Consider the following 15571-nt stretch of genomic DNA (forward strand, 5'->3'; position numbering starts at 1 on the left):
CACTCTGATATCAGGCCGCGCCCGCAGGGTCGCCAATCGGCAGCAGCGCCGGGTCAAGCGGCCGGCCTTCCGGGTTCTTCGTGTCGCTCGGGTCCTGTACTGGCGGCAGCGGCGGTTTTTCCTGAATGCGGTCGGGAATGCCTGGTGTCGGCTGCGGGCTAAGCGGCGTCTCTTCGCCGGGAGTGGGAATCGGATCTTTGTTCGGCATGATTCGCCTCCTTCATAGAGGAAGGAACGATAGGATGCATGCTTGGTTCCACTTTCCCCGCCATGCGTTCCTATGTAAGAGCAAAGATAGCAGCACTGGAAAGAGCACCATGGCGATCCGCGATCGATTCTCGAAGAAACTCACCTGCCCGCAATGCGGCAACAGTGGCTTTGCCGAAGCCTCCGAGATCGACGACGCCAAGCGAAAAACACCCGACTTCAAGGTGGATCAGCTGCCGCGCGGCTTCTTCGTGCAGCGCCCTTCGGTCCATCAGGAGAGCTTCATGCTGAAATGCGAATGCGGCCGCAAGTTTCCCTTCCGCTCGCTGGCGGAAGCTGCAGCCGGCCGCGATTAAACTTCAGATACGCTCGAGAACCTCGATGAAGGCATCGGCGAAACGCACCAGATGCTCGGTATTTTCATCAGGCGCCTGCATGCGGATTTCCGTGCCATTCTGATCGAGCAGGGTAAGAACCACACGCATATTCTTGTCCGACGTCGGGATGCGCAGCACGGCAATGCGCCGGCAATCCTCGACAAGACCCGCCGCCGGCAGGTCGAAGAGAAATTCGCCACGTGCTTCAGTCGCTGCCTTGCGCACCGCCTCGCAGAAGCCGCCCTCGCCGCCGGAATAACCTTCCAGTGAAAGCTCGAGTTCGAGAAGTTCCAGCGGCAGCAGCGGCTCGGCGCGGTCGACACCGCCAAGCGAGGAGGCCTGCTGCCTTTCCATCGTCTGGGATGAGATCATCTGTCTCTCCTGTTTCGTGGGAAATACATGAGACCCCGGCAGAATGGCCTTTTTACGGCATATCAGCAATGGCTTATGGAGATCGTGTGCTCTTTGATTTGGCCTTTGAAGTGGATTGCTTCTGCAATCCTCAGACAAGCGTTTCAATTTAGACGAATCTTGCACTAGAAAAGTTGATGGCGGCAGGTGCATTCAAAAAGCTGCCGCCGACCAACCGGTTAATCTGATGGCCATCCGCTTCGATCGTCCCGTTTCCAGCGCTGCCCGCTTTTCTCGGCATTTCGGGGCGTTTGCGCTTGTGCTTTCGGTGGCGGTGCTGATCGCTCATCGCTTCGGCGGGCTGGCGACACCCTATCTCGTCCTGGTGCTGCTCGTTTCCGTCGGCTGTGCTGTTCTCGCCACCCTGCTGGCCGCAATCGGCCTGCGCAGCCTCTGGATGACGGGTGCCGAAGGCGGGCTGAATGCGCTGGCAGCTCTCATCTATGCCGCCTTTCCGCTCGGCATCGGCGCCTTTGCGGCGGAGCGCTACTTCACCCTGCCGGCGATCTATGACGTCACCACGGATACCGCCGCCACACCCGACTGGCTCTCGCCGCCGCAGGCCGACCAGATTTGGCTTCCGCGCGACCCGGTGATCACGCCTGGCGACCGCGAGAGGCAGCTTGTTGCCTATCCGGAGCTGACCGGCCGCCGCTATGACGGCGCGCTCGACCGCGTTCTCGAGGCGGTCAAGAAGGTCGCCAAGCAGAACGGCATCACCATCACCAAAAGCGAAGGCGATACGACGCCCGGCCGCGACTTGGAGGACAAGCCCGTTCCTGCTCAGCCGGAGAGCGGTGTGGCCGATTCACCCGATATCATCCCCGTGCCGATGCCGCGGCCCTATGAGGATAGCGTTGCCAAGCTGATCCGCGGGGCGAATGGCGTGATCGTACAGGGCACGACCCGCACTCTCATCCTCGGCCTGCGTTTCGACATCATCATCCGTCTGCGTGAAGAAGCTGAAACCACCTTCGTGGACGTGCGCGTCGCATCCCGCTACGGCCAGCACGATCTCGGCTTCAGCGCCGAAGTGGCCGAGCAATATCTTGGTGCCCTCGACTCCGAACTATTGGGGATTGCGGGTGGGTGAGGTCCGGTGCTGCGGAGCAGCAGCAATCGATCCAGTGAATCGATTGCAGGACCGAACGCCCTGAGCCACGCGAAGGGCCGGGATACAGTGAGGCATATTGAAACGCCCTTACTGCAAACCTCTCCTAAAACGCGGCGAGGCGACAGGTGCTGTGCGGCCCTCAAGCCTATCCCAGAAACCTCTCCCGCATCTCCGCCGTCGGCACCATGCAGCTCTCCCGCCGCCCTGCAATCCTCAGCCTATTCCGCGCAACCATCCCATAAGCCGCATCCGCAATCCATCGCGGCACGATCCGAAGCAGACCGGCCAGAGCCCACGGCATGCCGAGCCCCTCCAGCATGCGGATCGTCGCATCGGATTTGTAATAGGCGCGGCCCTTGTCGATGAGCAGGTTGGTCTCGTAGTCGCGCGTTTCCAGCCCGTAATGCCGGTAAAGCGCCTCGCCGAGCGGCGTCTGGGCAACGATAAAGCGGTAGCGCTTTTCCGTGTCCCGCTTCAGCAGAAACTGCACCCAGCCGGAGCAGAAGACACATTCGCCATCGAAGAGGATCAGCGGCTTGTCGTCCGCAAAAGCGGGCACGGAAGGATCGTCGCGATAGCTGTAATCCGCACGCGCCGCCATTGTCAGTCTCCCGCCAATCGATAATGCGCAAAGAGAGACGGCGGCCCATCGGCGCTGACCTCGCCGCGCTCCATCAATTCCTCGATATGCGCCAGCACCGAGAGTGCCGCAGCACCATGCAGCCGCTTGTCGGTATCGCGGTAGATCACCTTCACCATATCGGGGATGGTGCTGTCCCCCTTCCGAAGACGCTCGATGATGGATCGCTCCCGCAGACGCCTGTGCGTCTTCAATCCGCGCAGGAAGGGCGCTGGCGAAGTGACCGGTCCGCCGTGACCGGGCAGCAGCAAGTGGTCGTCGCGGCCGAGCAGTTTGTCGAGCGAAGCCATATAGTCCGCCATCGAACCATCAGGGGGTGCAACGATCGTCGTCGCCCAGGCCATCACGTGGTCCGCAGAAAACAGGATGCCGCGGCCCTCGAGCGCGAAGGCCGCGTGATTGGCCGTGTGGCCCGGCGTCAGCACGCCCGTCAGCGCCCAGCCGTCGCAGGAAATCGTCTCTCCGTCACGAATAGCGATATCGGGCAGGAAATCCATGTCCGAGCTTTCCGCAAAGGGATTGATCTCGCCGTCACGCAGCGGCCGTGACGGGCGGTGCGGCCCTTCGCCGACCGTCAGCGCTCCCGTTTCTTGGCTCAGCCGCCTTGCGAGCGGCGAGTGGTCCCGGTGGGTGTGGCTGACGAAGATATGCGTCACCTGCCGGCCGGCAAGTGCTGCCATCAGCGCTTCAAAATGTGCCTCGTTCTCAGGCCCCGGATCGATGACGGCGACTGACGAGCTGCCGACGATATAGCTGTTCGTGCCGTGGAAGGTGAAAGGGCTCGGATTTTTCGCCGTCAGGCGCTGGATGCCATCGGCGACGGCAACTGCCTGGCCGTAAGCCGGATCGAAGAAAAGATCGAAGTTCGCGCCGGACATGTCTATTTATATTCGATCTCGATGAAGGACATGGGTTTGTCGCCGGCATTGACGACATTGTGCTCGGTCCCGGCCTCGCGGCGGTAGGCAGCCCCCTTGGCGACATCCACCCGCCGGCTGCCCTCGGCATCCTCGATCAGGAACTGGCAATCGGTCATCGGCACCACGACATAGCCATACCCATGCGTATGAACGCCGGTATCGGCACCCGGCTCGAAATCCCACTGGGTAATGCGCACGACGGCATCGTCGAGGATCAGCGTGGCAAGCGCCGGCGGACGGGCGCGATATTGGCTCAACGGTATTCTCCATTGGCTGTGTCGATCCCTGAAGTCCTATCATGCTGGCGGGACAGCGCATACAAATATGACGTCGCAGTGAACTTAGTGATTGTGGGGCAGACAGTCCTTTGCTAATCAGGCCACGTTTTGGCGAAGCGGCACGCGCTTCAGCTCTGGTGGGGCGTAGCCAAGCGGTAAGGCAGCGGTTTTTGGTACCGCCATCCCCTGGTTCGAATCCAGGCGCCCCAGCCACACATCCAGAAACCGTTCGTCTCTTTCGAGAACCCTGTTGGCAAGCAGGGTGAGGCTTTCATGCGTTTCTCAGTCGCGACAAAATAAGAGCCCGCCGATTTTCACCGACGGGCCTCGATCAAACGTCTTTCAAGCAGTCAGACTTACTTCTGTTCTGGCGCCAGGAACTCGGCGCAGTAGGAAGAACCATTCACGCCCGGAATATCGTTCACGGTGCGGATATCGCGGATCGTGTAGTCGGAATTGGTGGTGATTTCGGCCTGGCAGCGCAGGTAGAGCGTGCGGGCGCTCGCAATCTGCTTGCCGCGCTTGCCGTCAGCACCTTCGGCATATTTCGCGGGAACGCGTACCGTCTTGTAGCCGCCCTTCCAGCTATAGATCGTCGACGAGCCTTCGTCGCGGTCGCTGAGCGGCGGGCCGTAGGCGGCAAAGAACTTGCCGGCCGACTGGCCGACCCAGCGTGCCTCGATCGGATCGCCGGGAGTGGGTATGGTGGTGCATCCGGCAAGCGCAATCGCAAGCGCGGCGGCCCCGGTCATGGTGCGGAGTTTCATCGTGTCGTCCCTGATATATAGCCAGTGGCTGCGAAGCCGCCTTCACGACGGTTTCGCCTGTCCCGCCAAGCCCTTTAGCGCGTAACCCGGCAAAAGAAAATTGCCACTTGGCCGCTTCTGAAGAATTTGCCGGGGGTGTGGCTTTTTGCTGCACGGCCGGCTGAAAGGGCTTGTCACGAGCCTGTCAAAAATTCCCGCAACTTTTTGAATTTTGGCGCTTGCGCAACATGATAGGCCGGTCTATAGAGGCGCCGCTGGTCACGGAGTGTAGCGCAGTCTGGTAGCGCACCACGTTCGGGACGTGGGGGTCGAGTGTTCGAATCACTCCACTCCGACCAGCCGAAAAGCCCGCGAAAGCGGGCTTTTTTCATTTGCGGTTTTTGCTCATCCAATGCCTTAAGCTGCCCTCCGGCAGACACAATTTCGAATGGTTGCAGTCGCTGTGAGCGCAGCGACCTCAATGCAACTGACGGGGCATAGAATGCGAGTTGCTAATTGAGCGAACGCCGAAGGCTTGAAGCGGCAAATCTTGCAGCGCTGCTACTCCAAAACATCGCGCACTTGCGGATTGAAAAGCCGCTTGCGTAGTGATGACACCCGGAAAATAACCAATCTCCAACGGACCACTGTACGCGAATCGCGAGACATCATATACAACTCATCGGTGAGGATGGGGTCGAGATGGGATCGTTTTCGTTCTGGCATTGGGCGATTGTACTACTGATCATCGGCGTGATCGCCTACGCAGTGTTGTCTGCACGGAGGAAAAGTTCGCCGACCGGTGAGCTGAAGGGGTTCGGTGGGTGGCTCATCCTGCCGATGATCGGGCAAACCTTGTCGCCAATCTATGCGCTCACTACGCTGGCGCAGAATTGGAAAATGCGCGAACAGTTCGCCGCGATACCCAATGGCCTCGTTGTATACTATGGCGAGAATACACTGACGGTGGCGATGCTCGCGCTAGAGGTTGTCACCATTTTTGCTATGTACTCAAAGAGCTATCTGTTTCCGAGGCTGTTTTTGATCCAGTGGATAGCTCTCCTAGTGTACATCATTCTCGATGTTGTTCTGGTCTCCGCCGTTTTCAGTATCCCTGCTGGCTCTCTTTTCAGCGGCGACGAGATGGGCAAGACGATCGGACCGATCATCGCAGGATTTATCTGGGTGCTGTATATGTTCAAGTCCAAGCGTGTAAAAAACACTTTCGTGAACGGTTCTCTCAGCCCCGCTGCTTTCAAGCATATTGAAGGTTAGTCTGACGGTACCGCGCGTCAGGCTTGCAGTCAGCTACCGATTTCTTCGACCGATGTTTTCTCGTCCATGTGAAAGCAAGTCCTCTTGCCAATGTTCGCCCTGCAGTCAATTCGCTGGCTTAAATATTCTCCCCGGCAGCAATGTTCGCCGCTGCCCAGCAAACCGTGCTTCGCCGCCTTAAAACACCGCAAACCCTAAATTTTAGACATTGCTAACGAACAAATAGCCGCTAAGCTGGTTTCCTTCGGAGGAGGAAGCGTCAATGAAGCAGATGAACAATCGCCAAGTCCGGATTCCCGGCCCGAAAGATCAGGATATCGCTGAACATTGCCGAAAATTCGGGATAGGCCCGGCCGAGGAGAAGAAGCTGAAGAAGCTCCTGGGCCATCGGGCGCCCCTTCATGAGATCCAGGCAAACGCTCCGACGCCCCAGCCGAAGTGGCGTTAGACCGGAAGCTGTCTTCACCTCAAGCTATGAATGATCGTTGCGCGTCACTCTGCTCTGTCACAGGCGCGTGGCGTTTTCCATGTCCCGGATGCCTTGAAACAAAAAAGCCCCACCGGTGGCTTTCGGCGGGGCAGATAGGGAAAGCTCTCCGAAAGGTGGCAGGAGAGCGTTTGCATTTCAGCAAGACTGGAAGAATGAGGCGAGGGCACTTTTGCCGGATTTGGTACAGTTCGCTTAAAAACCCGTAATTTTTAGTGGGAAAATTTGCGATTTCGGCCTTGCGCCGTTTTTTGGCAAGGAGAGCACGCCGTCGTAACGACGCGCCCGCCTTTCCGGTGCCGTCACTCGGCTGCCTGCAGCTTGTCCTGCGTCTTCGTCTCGAAGTCGCTGGCGTCATGGCGTTCGTGGAGCTGGCTGGAAGGCTCGCCGCTGACGCGGTTGACCATGCGGCCGCGCTTGACGGCCGGGCGGTCGCCGATCATGTCGGCCCAGCGCTTCATGTTCTTGTATTCCTGCACCTGCAGGAATTCGGCGGAATCACCGTACATCCAGCCCTTCACGAGGCCGCCATACCAAGGCCAGATCGCCATGTCGGCGATGGTGAGCTCGTCGCCGGCGATATATTCGCTTTCGGCCAGGCGCCGGTCGAGCACGTCGAGCTGGCGCTTGGTTTCCATGGCGAAACGGTTGATCGCATATTCGATCTTCGTCGGCGCATAGGCATAGAAATGGCCGAAGCCGCCGCCGAGATAGGGCGCGCTGCCGACCTGCCAGAACAGCCAGGAGAAGCATTCGGCACGCTTGGCCGGATCGGTCGGCAGGAAGGCGCCGAATTTTTCGGCGAGATAGGTGAGGATCGCGCCGGATTCGAAGATGCGCACTGGCTTTTCGCCGCTGCGGTCCATCAGGGCCGGGATCTTGGAGTTCGGGTTGACCTCGACGAAGCCGCTGCCGAACTGGTCGCCATCGCCGATCCTGATCAGCCAGGCGTCATATTCCGCGCCGCGATGGCCAAGCGCCAGCAACTCCTCCAGCATGATAGTGATTTTCACGCCATTCGGCGTTCCAAGCGAATAAAGCTGTAGCGGGTGACGGCCGATCGGCAATTCCTTGTCATGGGTCGGCCCGGCGATCGGGCGGTTGATGCTGGCGAACTGGCCGCCGTTTTCCTTGTCCCAGGTCCAGATCTTGGGGGGCGTATACTCGGACGAACTGGTCATATGAGCTCCTGACAGAACAACTTCGTGCTTTACGTGAAAGGCCCAATCCCTAATCTCAATTGGGACCCATGAACATATTGGTAGCAATGAAGTTATTGTCATCAGGGCGGCGGCTTTAAATTGCCGCCGCGCTCGCTCATTCAGAAGTTGAGCTTGCTCTTTTGCCGGCCGTCGGCATCGAAGTTCTCAGGCGCGAGCCATGCCTCATATCCGGCCTTCAGCTTCGGCCAGTCCCCATCGATCATGGCAAACCAGGCGGTGTCGCGGTTGCGGCCCTTCTGCACCATATGCTGGCGGAAGATGCCCTCGAAGGAGAAACCGAAGCGTTGTGCCGCCCGCTTCGACGGTTCGTTGAGGTTGTTGCACTTCCATTCGAAGCGCCGGTAGCCAAGCGTGTCGAAGACGTAAGCGGCGCAGAGATAGAGCGCTTCGGTCGCAACCCGCGTGCGAGCGATATCAGGTCCCCAAAGGATGTTGCCGATCTCGATGACGCCGTTCGCGGTATCGATGCGCATCAGCCCCTGCCGGCCCTCGGCGCGTCCCGTCGCCTTGTCGATGACGGCGAAGAACAGCGGATCCTCGCTTGCCACTGATCTTTCGAGCCAGGGGGTGAAGGCTGCCATATCGGCGGGTGCGCTTTCGAAGAGATAGCGGAAGCGGTCTTCCGCACCGGGCTGCTGCGCCGAGCGAAGAAGATCGGCGCCGTGCCTTGCGGCGTCCAGCGGCTCGAGGCGGGTGTAGCGGCCGTCAATCGGGGCGCGGGCGGGGCGGGCGACACCCTTCCAGTTGGAGAGATCCATCGTCTTATCCATTGTTGCATCAAACCTAACTGCTCTTGCCCTGCAAATGGACTGGAGTAAAAGTCCAGTTCCGACCTTTTGAGCAGACCAGTGGAAGAATGACGCCGACACCTGCATGGCTCGACCTCGATCGCAACGGAGGCGATCTCGCCGGCCAGATCTATCGAAGCCTGCGCGACCGTATCCTGCTCGGCCAGCTTCCGGCCGGTCACAAGCTGTCGTCGACCCGCGCTTTTGCGGTGTCGCTTGGTGTTGCGCGCTCGACTGTCGTCGAGGCGTACGACCGCCTGAAGGCTGAAGGATATATCGAAGCGTCCGCCGGCGCTGCGACACGGATTGCCGCCCTTGCACGGATGCGGCCCGAGCGGCAGCAGGGCGACCGCGTGCCGGTGAAGGAAGAACGTTTGGAACAGCCGCCCTACCGCGCCCTGTTCCGGCCGGGCGTGCCTGACGTATCGGATTTCCCGCATGCCGTCTGGAGCCGCCATCTTGCCGCACGCAGCCGGTCTTTGCGCATCCATCATCTCGGCTATGAGCACGCAACCGGTATCCGCGAACTGCGCGAAGCCATCCTTGCGCATGTCTCCGTGACGCGCGGCGTGGTCGCCGAGCCGGAGCAGGTGATGATCGTGCCCTCCACCCGCGCGGCAATCGACATGCTGGCAAGGACCATGCTGAGGCGGAGCGGGCGCAGAGCCGCTTGGATGGAAGATCCCGGCTATCCCGCCGCACGCTTGCTGCTAAGCGATGCCGGCGCCGAAGTCGTGCCGGTTCCTTGCGATGATCAGGGCATCGACGTTTCCGGGGAGGACGGCCCGCAGCCGGCGCCGATCCCAGCACTGATCTACGTGACGCCATCCCATCAATATCCGACCGGCGCCACGCTGAGCCTGCCGCGCCGGCTGGCGCTGCTGGAGGCGGCACGCCGTCACGAAAGCCTTATCGTCGAGGATGATTACGACAGCGATTTTCAATATGGCTCGCGGCCGATCGCCGCCTTGCAGGGCATCGACAGGGCCCAGGTCGTCGCCTATGTCGGCACCTTCTCGAAGGTGCTGGCACCCGGCCTGCGTGTCGCCTACGCGGTCGTGCCGCGCTGGCTGGTATCGGAGGCTTCGGAGGCGCTGCATCGCAGGGGCGTCGCCGTCTCCACCCATGTCCAGGCCGCCCTTGCCGATTTCATCAATGAGGGCCGTCTGCGTGCCTATCTGAGGCGCATGAACCAGCAATATGCCGAGCGCATGGCCCGGACGATCGGAATGCTGGAGAGCCATTTTGGCGGAAGGCTTGTCATTTCGGGCGGCAATGGCGGATTGCAGCTCGCAACCTGGTTTCGCGATGAGACGGTGGATGACCGGGCGGTCGTCGCGAAGGTGAATGCATCAGGATATGGTCTGATGCCGATGTCGGGTTTCTTTATCGGCAGATCTGCCCCCGGCATTCTCTTCGGTATCTCGCAAGCGGAAGCGGCTGCCGTTCAAAGACTGGCCGCCGATCTCAGAGCGGTGCTGGTGTAAAAACGCATGCGCCCGGAACGGGTCCGGGCGCAGCGCTCACGTGGGTGCCCTTCAAGCGGCGGCGAAGGGCACGGCCACGAAGGTCTTGTTGCCGCCGCGTTCGATCAGGAGCAGCACCGACTTGCGGCCGGCCTTGCCGGCATCGGCAACGGCGGTCTTGACGTCGCGGGCGTCATGCACCGGCTTGTCGTTGACAGAGACGATCACGTCGCCGGGCTGGATGCCGGCGGCAGCGGCAGACTTGTCCGGGTTGACGTTGGCAACGACGGCGCCGGCAACGCCGTGGGGCAGGTTGAGCTGCTGGCGAACATCAGGCGTCAGATCGGCAAGGCCGATGCCGAGGCTCGGCTGGCCGGCAGCCTGGCCCTGATCGTCGCTGCTTTCGACGGCGGCCTGCTTCTGCGTGTCTTCATTGCCGCCGACGGTGACGTTGAGATCGACCGTCTTGCCGTCACGCCAGACGGTCAGCGTTTCCTTGGCACCCGGCGACAGATCGGCAACGAGGCGCGACAGGTCCTTCGGCGTCTTGACGTTTTCGCTGCCGACGGCGGTTACGATGTCACCCGTCTTGATGCCGGCATGGGCAGCAGGCGTTCCATTGGTAACGGCTGCAACCAGCGCGCCTTCAGCCTTGGAGAAACCGACTGCATCGGCGACATCTTGCGTGACCGGCTGGATCTGCACGCCGAGATAGCCGTGATCGATCGAACCGTCCTTCTGCAGCTTGGCGACGATCGTCTTTGCTTCAGAGGAAGGAATGGCGAAGCCGACGCCAACGCTGCCGCCGTTCGGCGAGTAGATGGCGGTATTGATGCCGACGACATTGCCGTCACGATCGACCAGCGGGCCGCCGGAATTGCCGTGGTTGATCGGCGCATCGATCTGGATGAAGTCGTCATAGGGGCCGCTGTGCAGGTCGCGGCCGCGGGCCGAGACGATGCCGGCCGTCACCGTCGTGCCGATGCCGAACGGGTTGCCGATGGCAAGGATCTGGTCGCCGAGCTTCAGTTTGTCGGAATCGCCCCAGGCGATGGTCGCAAGCGGATGCGGAGCCTGGACCTTCAGAACCGCGAGGTCGGACTTGGCATCGGCGCCAAGCAGCTTGGCCGGCAGCTCGGTGCCGTCGTCGAGCGTGACCTTGATGTCGATCGCATTGTCGATGACGTGATTGTTGGTAACGATCACACCGTCGGGGCTGATGATGAAGCCGGAGCCGAGCGCCATGGCATGCTGTGACTCGTGCTGCTGCGGCGCCTGATGCGGCAGAGGAATACCCTGCTGTTCGAAGAACTGACGAAACTGCTCGTCCATCGGCGAACTGTCGGCGCTGGCATTGGTGGCCTTCATCGTCGTGGTGATGGTCACGACAGCCGGCTTGTCGGCATCGACGATGGAAGCAAAGGAGCCATTGGAGGCCAGCATGCTGCCGGTCTCAGCCGGCGCAGCAAGAGCCGTCGAGTAAGAGGAGATGGCGAAGGGCAGGGAGGTCGCGCCGAGAACGATGGCCGCTCCGACGAGTGCTGCGGCCCGATGCTTGCGAAGAATGTTTGACATGGTGGAAGTCCCTTGCGAGAGCGTTGGCATCAGTTGACGTCGTGGTTCCATGCCATGGACCTTGGCGTCGAGGAGTATTTACGCCAATTATTGCTGACTTTTACTTGGATTTCACTGGTTGTAATCGGATATTACTGTCGTCAGGAACAATTGGTGCTTGATACCTATATGATCCGTTCTGAGGGATTTACAAATTAAACATTGATCATGTTTATATTACGGTATCGTAAGACATTACTATAATTTAATCTTGCCTGACCCGGCATCGCCTCGGTTTCGCGAATGCCCTGCTGGTGCCTCCGTCTGAAGTGCCAGAACAGTGAAACAGATTTCATTTCCTGTGATCCCCCGGCCTCTCGGCTGCGTAATAAATTGAACTACTCGCGGCACTTATTTGGGATTTTTCGCGTTTCGGTTGATGTGGGAACTTGAAATGTTAGTGGATTCTAAATTATTTCTTCTTCAGAAAGAAGGAGTTGCGAGTCGACGGGGGCGAGATTGGCGGCGACGTGCGGGAAGCAATGAGGGATTCAGTGAAGCCGGGGCGGGAAAAGAAGCGCAGTTCCCATGTAAAGTTGAGTGATGTTGCAAAGAGGGTAGGGGTCAGTCCGATCACTATCTCGCGTGCGCTTCGCAACCCTGAAATCGTCTCCGAAGAGCTGCGCGAGGTCATTCTTCGCACCGTCGACGAGATGGGTTATATCCCCAATCTTGCCGCCCGCGCGCTTGCCGGCCGCCATAGCGGCATCGTCGGCGTCATCACGCCGTCGCTTCATCACCCTTGCTTCACAGGCGTCATGATGGGCATCGAGGAGCGGCTGCGTGCCACGGATCTGCGGGTGCAATATGCCAATACGCTCGATGACGGCGATCAGGAGATCAGCCAGTTCAAATCCTTCCTGGCGCAGAAGCCGGCCGGCATTATCCTTATCAATGCGGAATATTATGACGGGCTCGCGCTGTTGATCGATACGGCCTCATTTCCGGTGGCCCACGTCGCCGACCTCAGCCAACCGCCGGCAACGCTGCTCGTCGGCATGTCGCACCATGTTGCCGCTGCTGCCGCGACCCGTCTCCTTCTGTCGAAGGGATACAAGCGAATCGGTTTCATTGGCGGACTCGGCGATATCCGTTCTCGCCGCAGCCGTGCGGGGTATGAGGAAGCCATGCGCGGGGCCGGTCTCGACAATCCGTCGCTGATACATGGCGAAGACGGTTCCACCAGCATCGGTCTTGGACGGCGCCTGTTCAGCGAGCTGCTGGAGCGGGTACCGGATCTCGATGCGATCCTTGCGCAAAATGATGATCTCGCCCTCGGCGCGCTGATCGAATGCAACGAACGCGGTATCAGCGTGCCCGATGATTTCGGCATCTGCGGCTTCAACGATCTGGAATTCGCACAATTCACCTCGCCGTCTCTGACGACGGTACATATTCCGCGCCACGCACTCGGCCGCCGTGTCGCCGACATGCTGCTGCGCGCCATCCGCGAAGAACCGCTGGAAGAACACAGGGTCGATCTCGGCTTTTCGATCATCGAGCGCGGTTCGACGCGCCCGGGACCGCAGCAGTAAACGAAGAACATAAAAAAAGGGGCCGATCGGCCCCTTTTCCTTAGATGTCGCTTGCCGCGCTCGACCAGAGCTCGGCCGCTTCCGACGCTGTCATGCGGCGCACTTCCGCCTCGTGGCGGCGCTGGGCAAACAGCTCGCTCGCCATGATCTGCTCGGCAAGATCGGCCGGAAGCGAGAGGATGACGCGGGCATCATTGCCATGCAGGCCGCTGACATCGGCGCGCTTGCCGGTCACCATGCCGCCGGCGATTGTGTTGTTGGTTTCCGGGTCGATCAGGATGAAGGAACCGGTAGCGCGGTTCTGCTCATAGGGATCGAAGATGGCGGCTTCGTCGAATACGAGGCGCACCTTGCCGATGGCGTTCATGTAGAGCCGCTGGGCGGAATTCCACGTGCCGGTCTTGAGCTCCAGCTGGCTGATGGGCTCGACCTGAACGCGCTGGCGGCGCGAGCCGCTCTTCAGCCAGTAGCGCTTGCCGGCCTCGATACCCTCAGGCTGCAGGGCAACAACCTGCGCATCGAAGGAAAGGCCCGTCTGCGGCTGTGAGTCGATCGAAACGATCATGTCGCCGCGCGCAACGTCCACCTGACGGTCCAGCACGAGCGTGATCGCATCACCCGCAACGGCTGCATTGCGCACCAAATCGAAGGTGACGATCTTGGTGACATTGGCGACCATGCCCGACGGCAGGATCATGACGCTGTCGCCCGGCTTGACCGAACCGCCGGCAACCGTGCCCTGATAGCCGCGGAAGCTCTCTCCCGGGCGTGAGACGCGCTGTACGGAAAGGCGGAAGCCGGTCGACTGGCCGGAACGGACGGTCGCGTGTTCCAGCGTTTCGACCAGCGTCGGACCGTTATACCAGGGCATCGCTGCCTGGCCGGAATAGACGACGTTTTCGCCCTTCAGCGCCGACATCGGGATCGCGGTGATCTGCTTGACGCCGAGCGACAGCGCAAATTCCTTGAACTCGTGGGTGATCTTGTCGAAGCCGGCACGGTCATAGTTCGTCAAGTCGATCTTGTTGATCGCGAGCACGAACTGCTTGATGCCGAGCAGCGAGGCGATCGTCGCATGACGGCGCGTCTGCTCGAGGATGCCTGCGCGGGCATCGACCAAGAGCACGGCGAGATCGGCGGTGGAGGCACCGGTCGCCATGTTGCGGGTATACTGCTCGTGGCCGGGCGTGTCGGCGACGATGAAGGAGCGCTTGTCGGTCGAGAAATAGCGATAGGCGACATCGATGGTGATGCCCTGTTCGCGCTCTGCCTGCAGACCATCGAGCAGCAGCGCGAAATCGGGAAGGCCAAGATCGTTCTGCTTGCCGGTGGAATCGCGGCGGAGCGTTGCCGCCTGATCTTCCTTGACGGCCTTGGTGTCCCAGAGCAGGCGGCCGATCAGCGTGGACTTGCCGTCATCGACGCTGCCGCAGGTGATGAGACGCAACGGGCGCGAGTCGCGCACGGCCTTGAGTGGCTCGGCGGCGGGCACGGCGACGACGTTTGCGGGAACGGCTGCAGTCATCTCAGAAATATCCTTCACGCTTCTTCTTTTCCATGGAACCGGACTGGTCACGGTCGATGGCGCGGCCCTGGCGCTCGGAAACCGTAGCGATTTCCAGCTCCGCGATGATCTCTTCAAGGCTGGTGGCGGTGGAACGGATCGCGCCCGTCAGCGGGAAGCAACCGAGCGTGCGGAAGCGGATGAAGTCTTCCTGCTTCGTTTCGCCGGGCAGCAACTCCAGACGCGGGTCGGAGGCGGCGATCATCATGCCGTCGCGCTCGACATAGGGGCGCTTGGCGGCGAAATAGAGCGGCACGATCGGGATATCCTCGGCCTGGATGTAGCGCCAGATATCGACCTCGGTCCAGTTCGACAGCGGAAAGACTCGCACACTTTCTCCCTTGCGGATCTGGCCGTTATAGATGTTCCAAAGTTCAGGGCGCTGGTTGCGTGGATCCCAGCGATGGTCCGGCGTGCGGAACGAGTAGATGCGTTCCTTGGCGCGGGAGGCTTCCTCGTCGCGCCTTGCGCCGCCGAAGGCCGCGTCATATTGGCCGGCATCCAGCGCGTTGCGCAACGCTTCCGTCTTCATGATGTCGGTGTAGCGGGCCGAGCCATAGGTAAACGGTGTGATGTTCTCAGCCGTGCCGCGTGGATTGATGTGCTCGATCAGGTCCAGATCGTACTTCTTCACGATCTCGTCCCGGAAGGTGATCATCTCCGCAAACTTCCAGCCCGTATTGACGTGCAGCAGCGGGAAGGGCACGCGGCCGGGATAGAAAGCCTTGCGGGCAAGATGCAGCAGAACGGAAGAATCCTTGCCAATCGAATAGAGCATCACGGGACGCTCGAATTCGGCGGCAACTTCGCGGAAGATATGGATCGCTTCGTTTTCCAGCGCTTTCAGATGCGGGTCGAGCGGCGGCTTGGCGCTCTGCGGATTGGTCAGTTCCGTATCCTGACGGGTATCGGGCATTTTGTACTCC

At 60.4% G+C, this 15571-nt stretch carries 17 protein-coding genes and 2 tRNA genes; 8 read left to right on the forward strand and 11 right to left on the reverse strand.

Going from position 1 to position 15571, the window contains the following annotated elements; translation table 11 throughout:
* Nucleotides 1-10: 10 nt before the first annotated feature.
* The gene (locus tag KQ933_RS02775; protein WP_216757283.1) at nt 11-208 is read right to left on the reverse strand and encodes a hypothetical protein; all 198 of its coding nucleotides are present in this window, start codon (nt 206-208) and stop codon (nt 11-13) included.
* Nucleotides 209-317: 109 nt separating this feature from the next.
* Here KQ933_RS02775 and KQ933_RS02780 point away from each other — a divergent pair, with 109 nt between their 5' ends.
* On the forward strand, nt 318-563 hold the full coding sequence (locus tag KQ933_RS02780; protein WP_113427151.1) for a hypothetical protein: 246 nt from the start codon (nt 318-320) through the stop codon (nt 561-563).
* Nucleotides 564-566: 3 nt separating this feature from the next.
* Here KQ933_RS02780 and KQ933_RS02785 read toward each other — a convergent pair whose 3' ends face one another.
* Nucleotides 567-956, reverse strand: coding sequence for a hypothetical protein (locus KQ933_RS02785; protein WP_216757284.1), 390 nt, complete (start codon nt 954-956; stop codon nt 567-569).
* 226 nt (nt 957-1182) lie between these two features.
* Here KQ933_RS02785 and KQ933_RS02790 point away from each other — a divergent pair, with 226 nt between their 5' ends.
* Nucleotides 1183-2088, forward strand: a complete 906-nt coding sequence (locus KQ933_RS02790) for a DUF1499 domain-containing protein (protein ID WP_216757285.1) — start codon at nt 1183-1185, stop codon at nt 2086-2088.
* 166 nt (nt 2089-2254) lie between these two features.
* On the opposite strand, the gene KQ933_RS02795 is transcribed toward KQ933_RS02790, so the two are convergent.
* The 3 genes from KQ933_RS02795 to KQ933_RS02805 are packed head-to-tail and all read right to left on the reverse strand — an operon-like array spanning nt 2255 to nt 3926.
* Nucleotides 2255-2710 (reverse strand): thiol-disulfide oxidoreductase DCC family protein, encoded by a 456-nt coding sequence (locus KQ933_RS02795; protein WP_216757286.1) that lies wholly within the window; start codon nt 2708-2710, stop codon nt 2255-2257.
* 2 nt (nt 2711-2712) lie between these two features.
* A complete protein-coding gene (locus KQ933_RS02800; protein ID WP_216757287.1) occupies nt 2713-3627 on the reverse strand; it encodes an MBL fold metallo-hydrolase in 915 nt (304 codons plus the stop codon).
* A gap of 2 nt (nt 3628-3629) precedes the next feature.
* Nucleotides 3630-3926, reverse strand: a complete 297-nt coding sequence (locus KQ933_RS02805) for a cupin domain-containing protein (RefSeq protein ID WP_216757288.1) — start codon at nt 3924-3926, stop codon at nt 3630-3632.
* A gap of 159 nt (nt 3927-4085) precedes the next feature.
* Here KQ933_RS02805 and KQ933_RS02810 point away from each other — a divergent pair.
* A tRNA-Gln gene (locus tag KQ933_RS02810) sits at nt 4086-4160 on the forward strand.
* Between the two features lie 143 nt (nt 4161-4303).
* Here the strand turns inward: KQ933_RS02810 and KQ933_RS02815 are convergent.
* Nucleotides 4304-4714 (reverse strand): hypothetical protein, encoded by a 411-nt coding sequence (locus KQ933_RS02815; RefSeq protein ID WP_216757289.1) that lies wholly within the window; start codon nt 4712-4714, stop codon nt 4304-4306.
* Between the two features lie 261 nt (nt 4715-4975).
* Here KQ933_RS02815 and KQ933_RS02820 point away from each other — a divergent pair.
* The 3 genes from KQ933_RS02820 (at nt 4976) to KQ933_RS02830 (ending at nt 6416) form a co-directional block, all read left to right on the forward strand.
* Nucleotides 4976-5052: transfer RNA gene (locus KQ933_RS02820), tRNA-Pro, on the forward strand.
* A 343-nt stretch (nt 5053-5395) separates the two neighbouring features.
* On the forward strand, nt 5396-5968 hold the full coding sequence (locus KQ933_RS02825) for a DUF2569 family protein (RefSeq protein WP_216757290.1): 573 nt from the start codon (nt 5396-5398) through the stop codon (nt 5966-5968).
* A gap of 262 nt (nt 5969-6230) precedes the next feature.
* The gene (locus tag KQ933_RS02830; protein WP_216757291.1) at nt 6231-6416 is read left to right on the forward strand and encodes a hypothetical protein; all 186 of its coding nucleotides are present in this window, start codon (nt 6231-6233) and stop codon (nt 6414-6416) included.
* A gap of 341 nt (nt 6417-6757) precedes the next feature.
* Here KQ933_RS02830 and yghU read toward each other — a convergent pair whose 3' ends face one another.
* Complete coding sequence (yghU, locus tag KQ933_RS02835) at nt 6758-7636, reverse strand: glutathione-dependent disulfide-bond oxidoreductase (RefSeq protein ID WP_216757292.1); 879 nt, start codon at nt 7634-7636, stop codon at nt 6758-6760.
* Nucleotides 7637-7776: 140 nt separating this feature from the next.
* Nucleotides 7777-8436: a GNAT family N-acetyltransferase gene (locus tag KQ933_RS02840; RefSeq protein WP_216758814.1), complete on the reverse strand. Its 660-nt coding sequence runs from the start codon at nt 8434-8436 to the stop codon at nt 7777-7779.
* Nucleotides 8437-8534: 98 nt separating this feature from the next.
* Between KQ933_RS02840 and KQ933_RS02845 the strand changes: the two genes are divergently transcribed.
* A complete protein-coding gene (locus tag KQ933_RS02845; protein ID WP_216757293.1) occupies nt 8535-9953 on the forward strand; it encodes a PLP-dependent aminotransferase family protein in 1419 nt (472 codons plus the stop codon).
* A 51-nt stretch (nt 9954-10004) separates the two neighbouring features.
* Here KQ933_RS02845 and KQ933_RS02850 read toward each other — a convergent pair whose 3' ends face one another.
* The gene (locus KQ933_RS02850; protein ID WP_216757294.1) at nt 10005-11507 is read right to left on the reverse strand and encodes a DegQ family serine endoprotease; all 1503 of its coding nucleotides are present in this window, start codon (nt 11505-11507) and stop codon (nt 10005-10007) included.
* 521 nt (nt 11508-12028) lie between these two features.
* Between KQ933_RS02850 and KQ933_RS02855 the strand changes: the two genes are divergently transcribed.
* The gene (locus KQ933_RS02855; RefSeq protein WP_216757295.1) at nt 12029-13081 is read left to right on the forward strand and encodes a LacI family DNA-binding transcriptional regulator; all 1053 of its coding nucleotides are present in this window, start codon (nt 12029-12031) and stop codon (nt 13079-13081) included.
* A gap of 40 nt (nt 13082-13121) precedes the next feature.
* On the opposite strand, the gene cysN is transcribed toward KQ933_RS02855, so the two are convergent.
* Together cysN and cysD are read right to left on the reverse strand one after the other, a co-directional pair.
* Nucleotides 13122-14606 carry a sulfate adenylyltransferase subunit CysN gene (cysN, locus tag KQ933_RS02860; RefSeq protein ID WP_216757296.1) on the reverse strand — a complete coding sequence of 495 codons (1485 nt, stop codon included), beginning with the start codon at nt 14604-14606 and terminating at the stop codon, nt 13122-13124.
* Nucleotide 14607: 1 nt separating this feature from the next.
* Complete coding sequence (gene cysD, locus KQ933_RS02865; RefSeq protein WP_216757297.1) at nt 14608-15561, reverse strand: sulfate adenylyltransferase subunit CysD; 954 nt, start codon at nt 15559-15561, stop codon at nt 14608-14610.
* Between the last annotated feature and the right edge of the window lie 10 nt (nt 15562-15571).

This window comes from Rhizobium sp. WYJ-E13 (assembly GCF_018987265.1).
Taxonomy (GTDB): domain Bacteria; phylum Pseudomonadota; class Alphaproteobacteria; order Rhizobiales; family Rhizobiaceae; genus Rhizobium.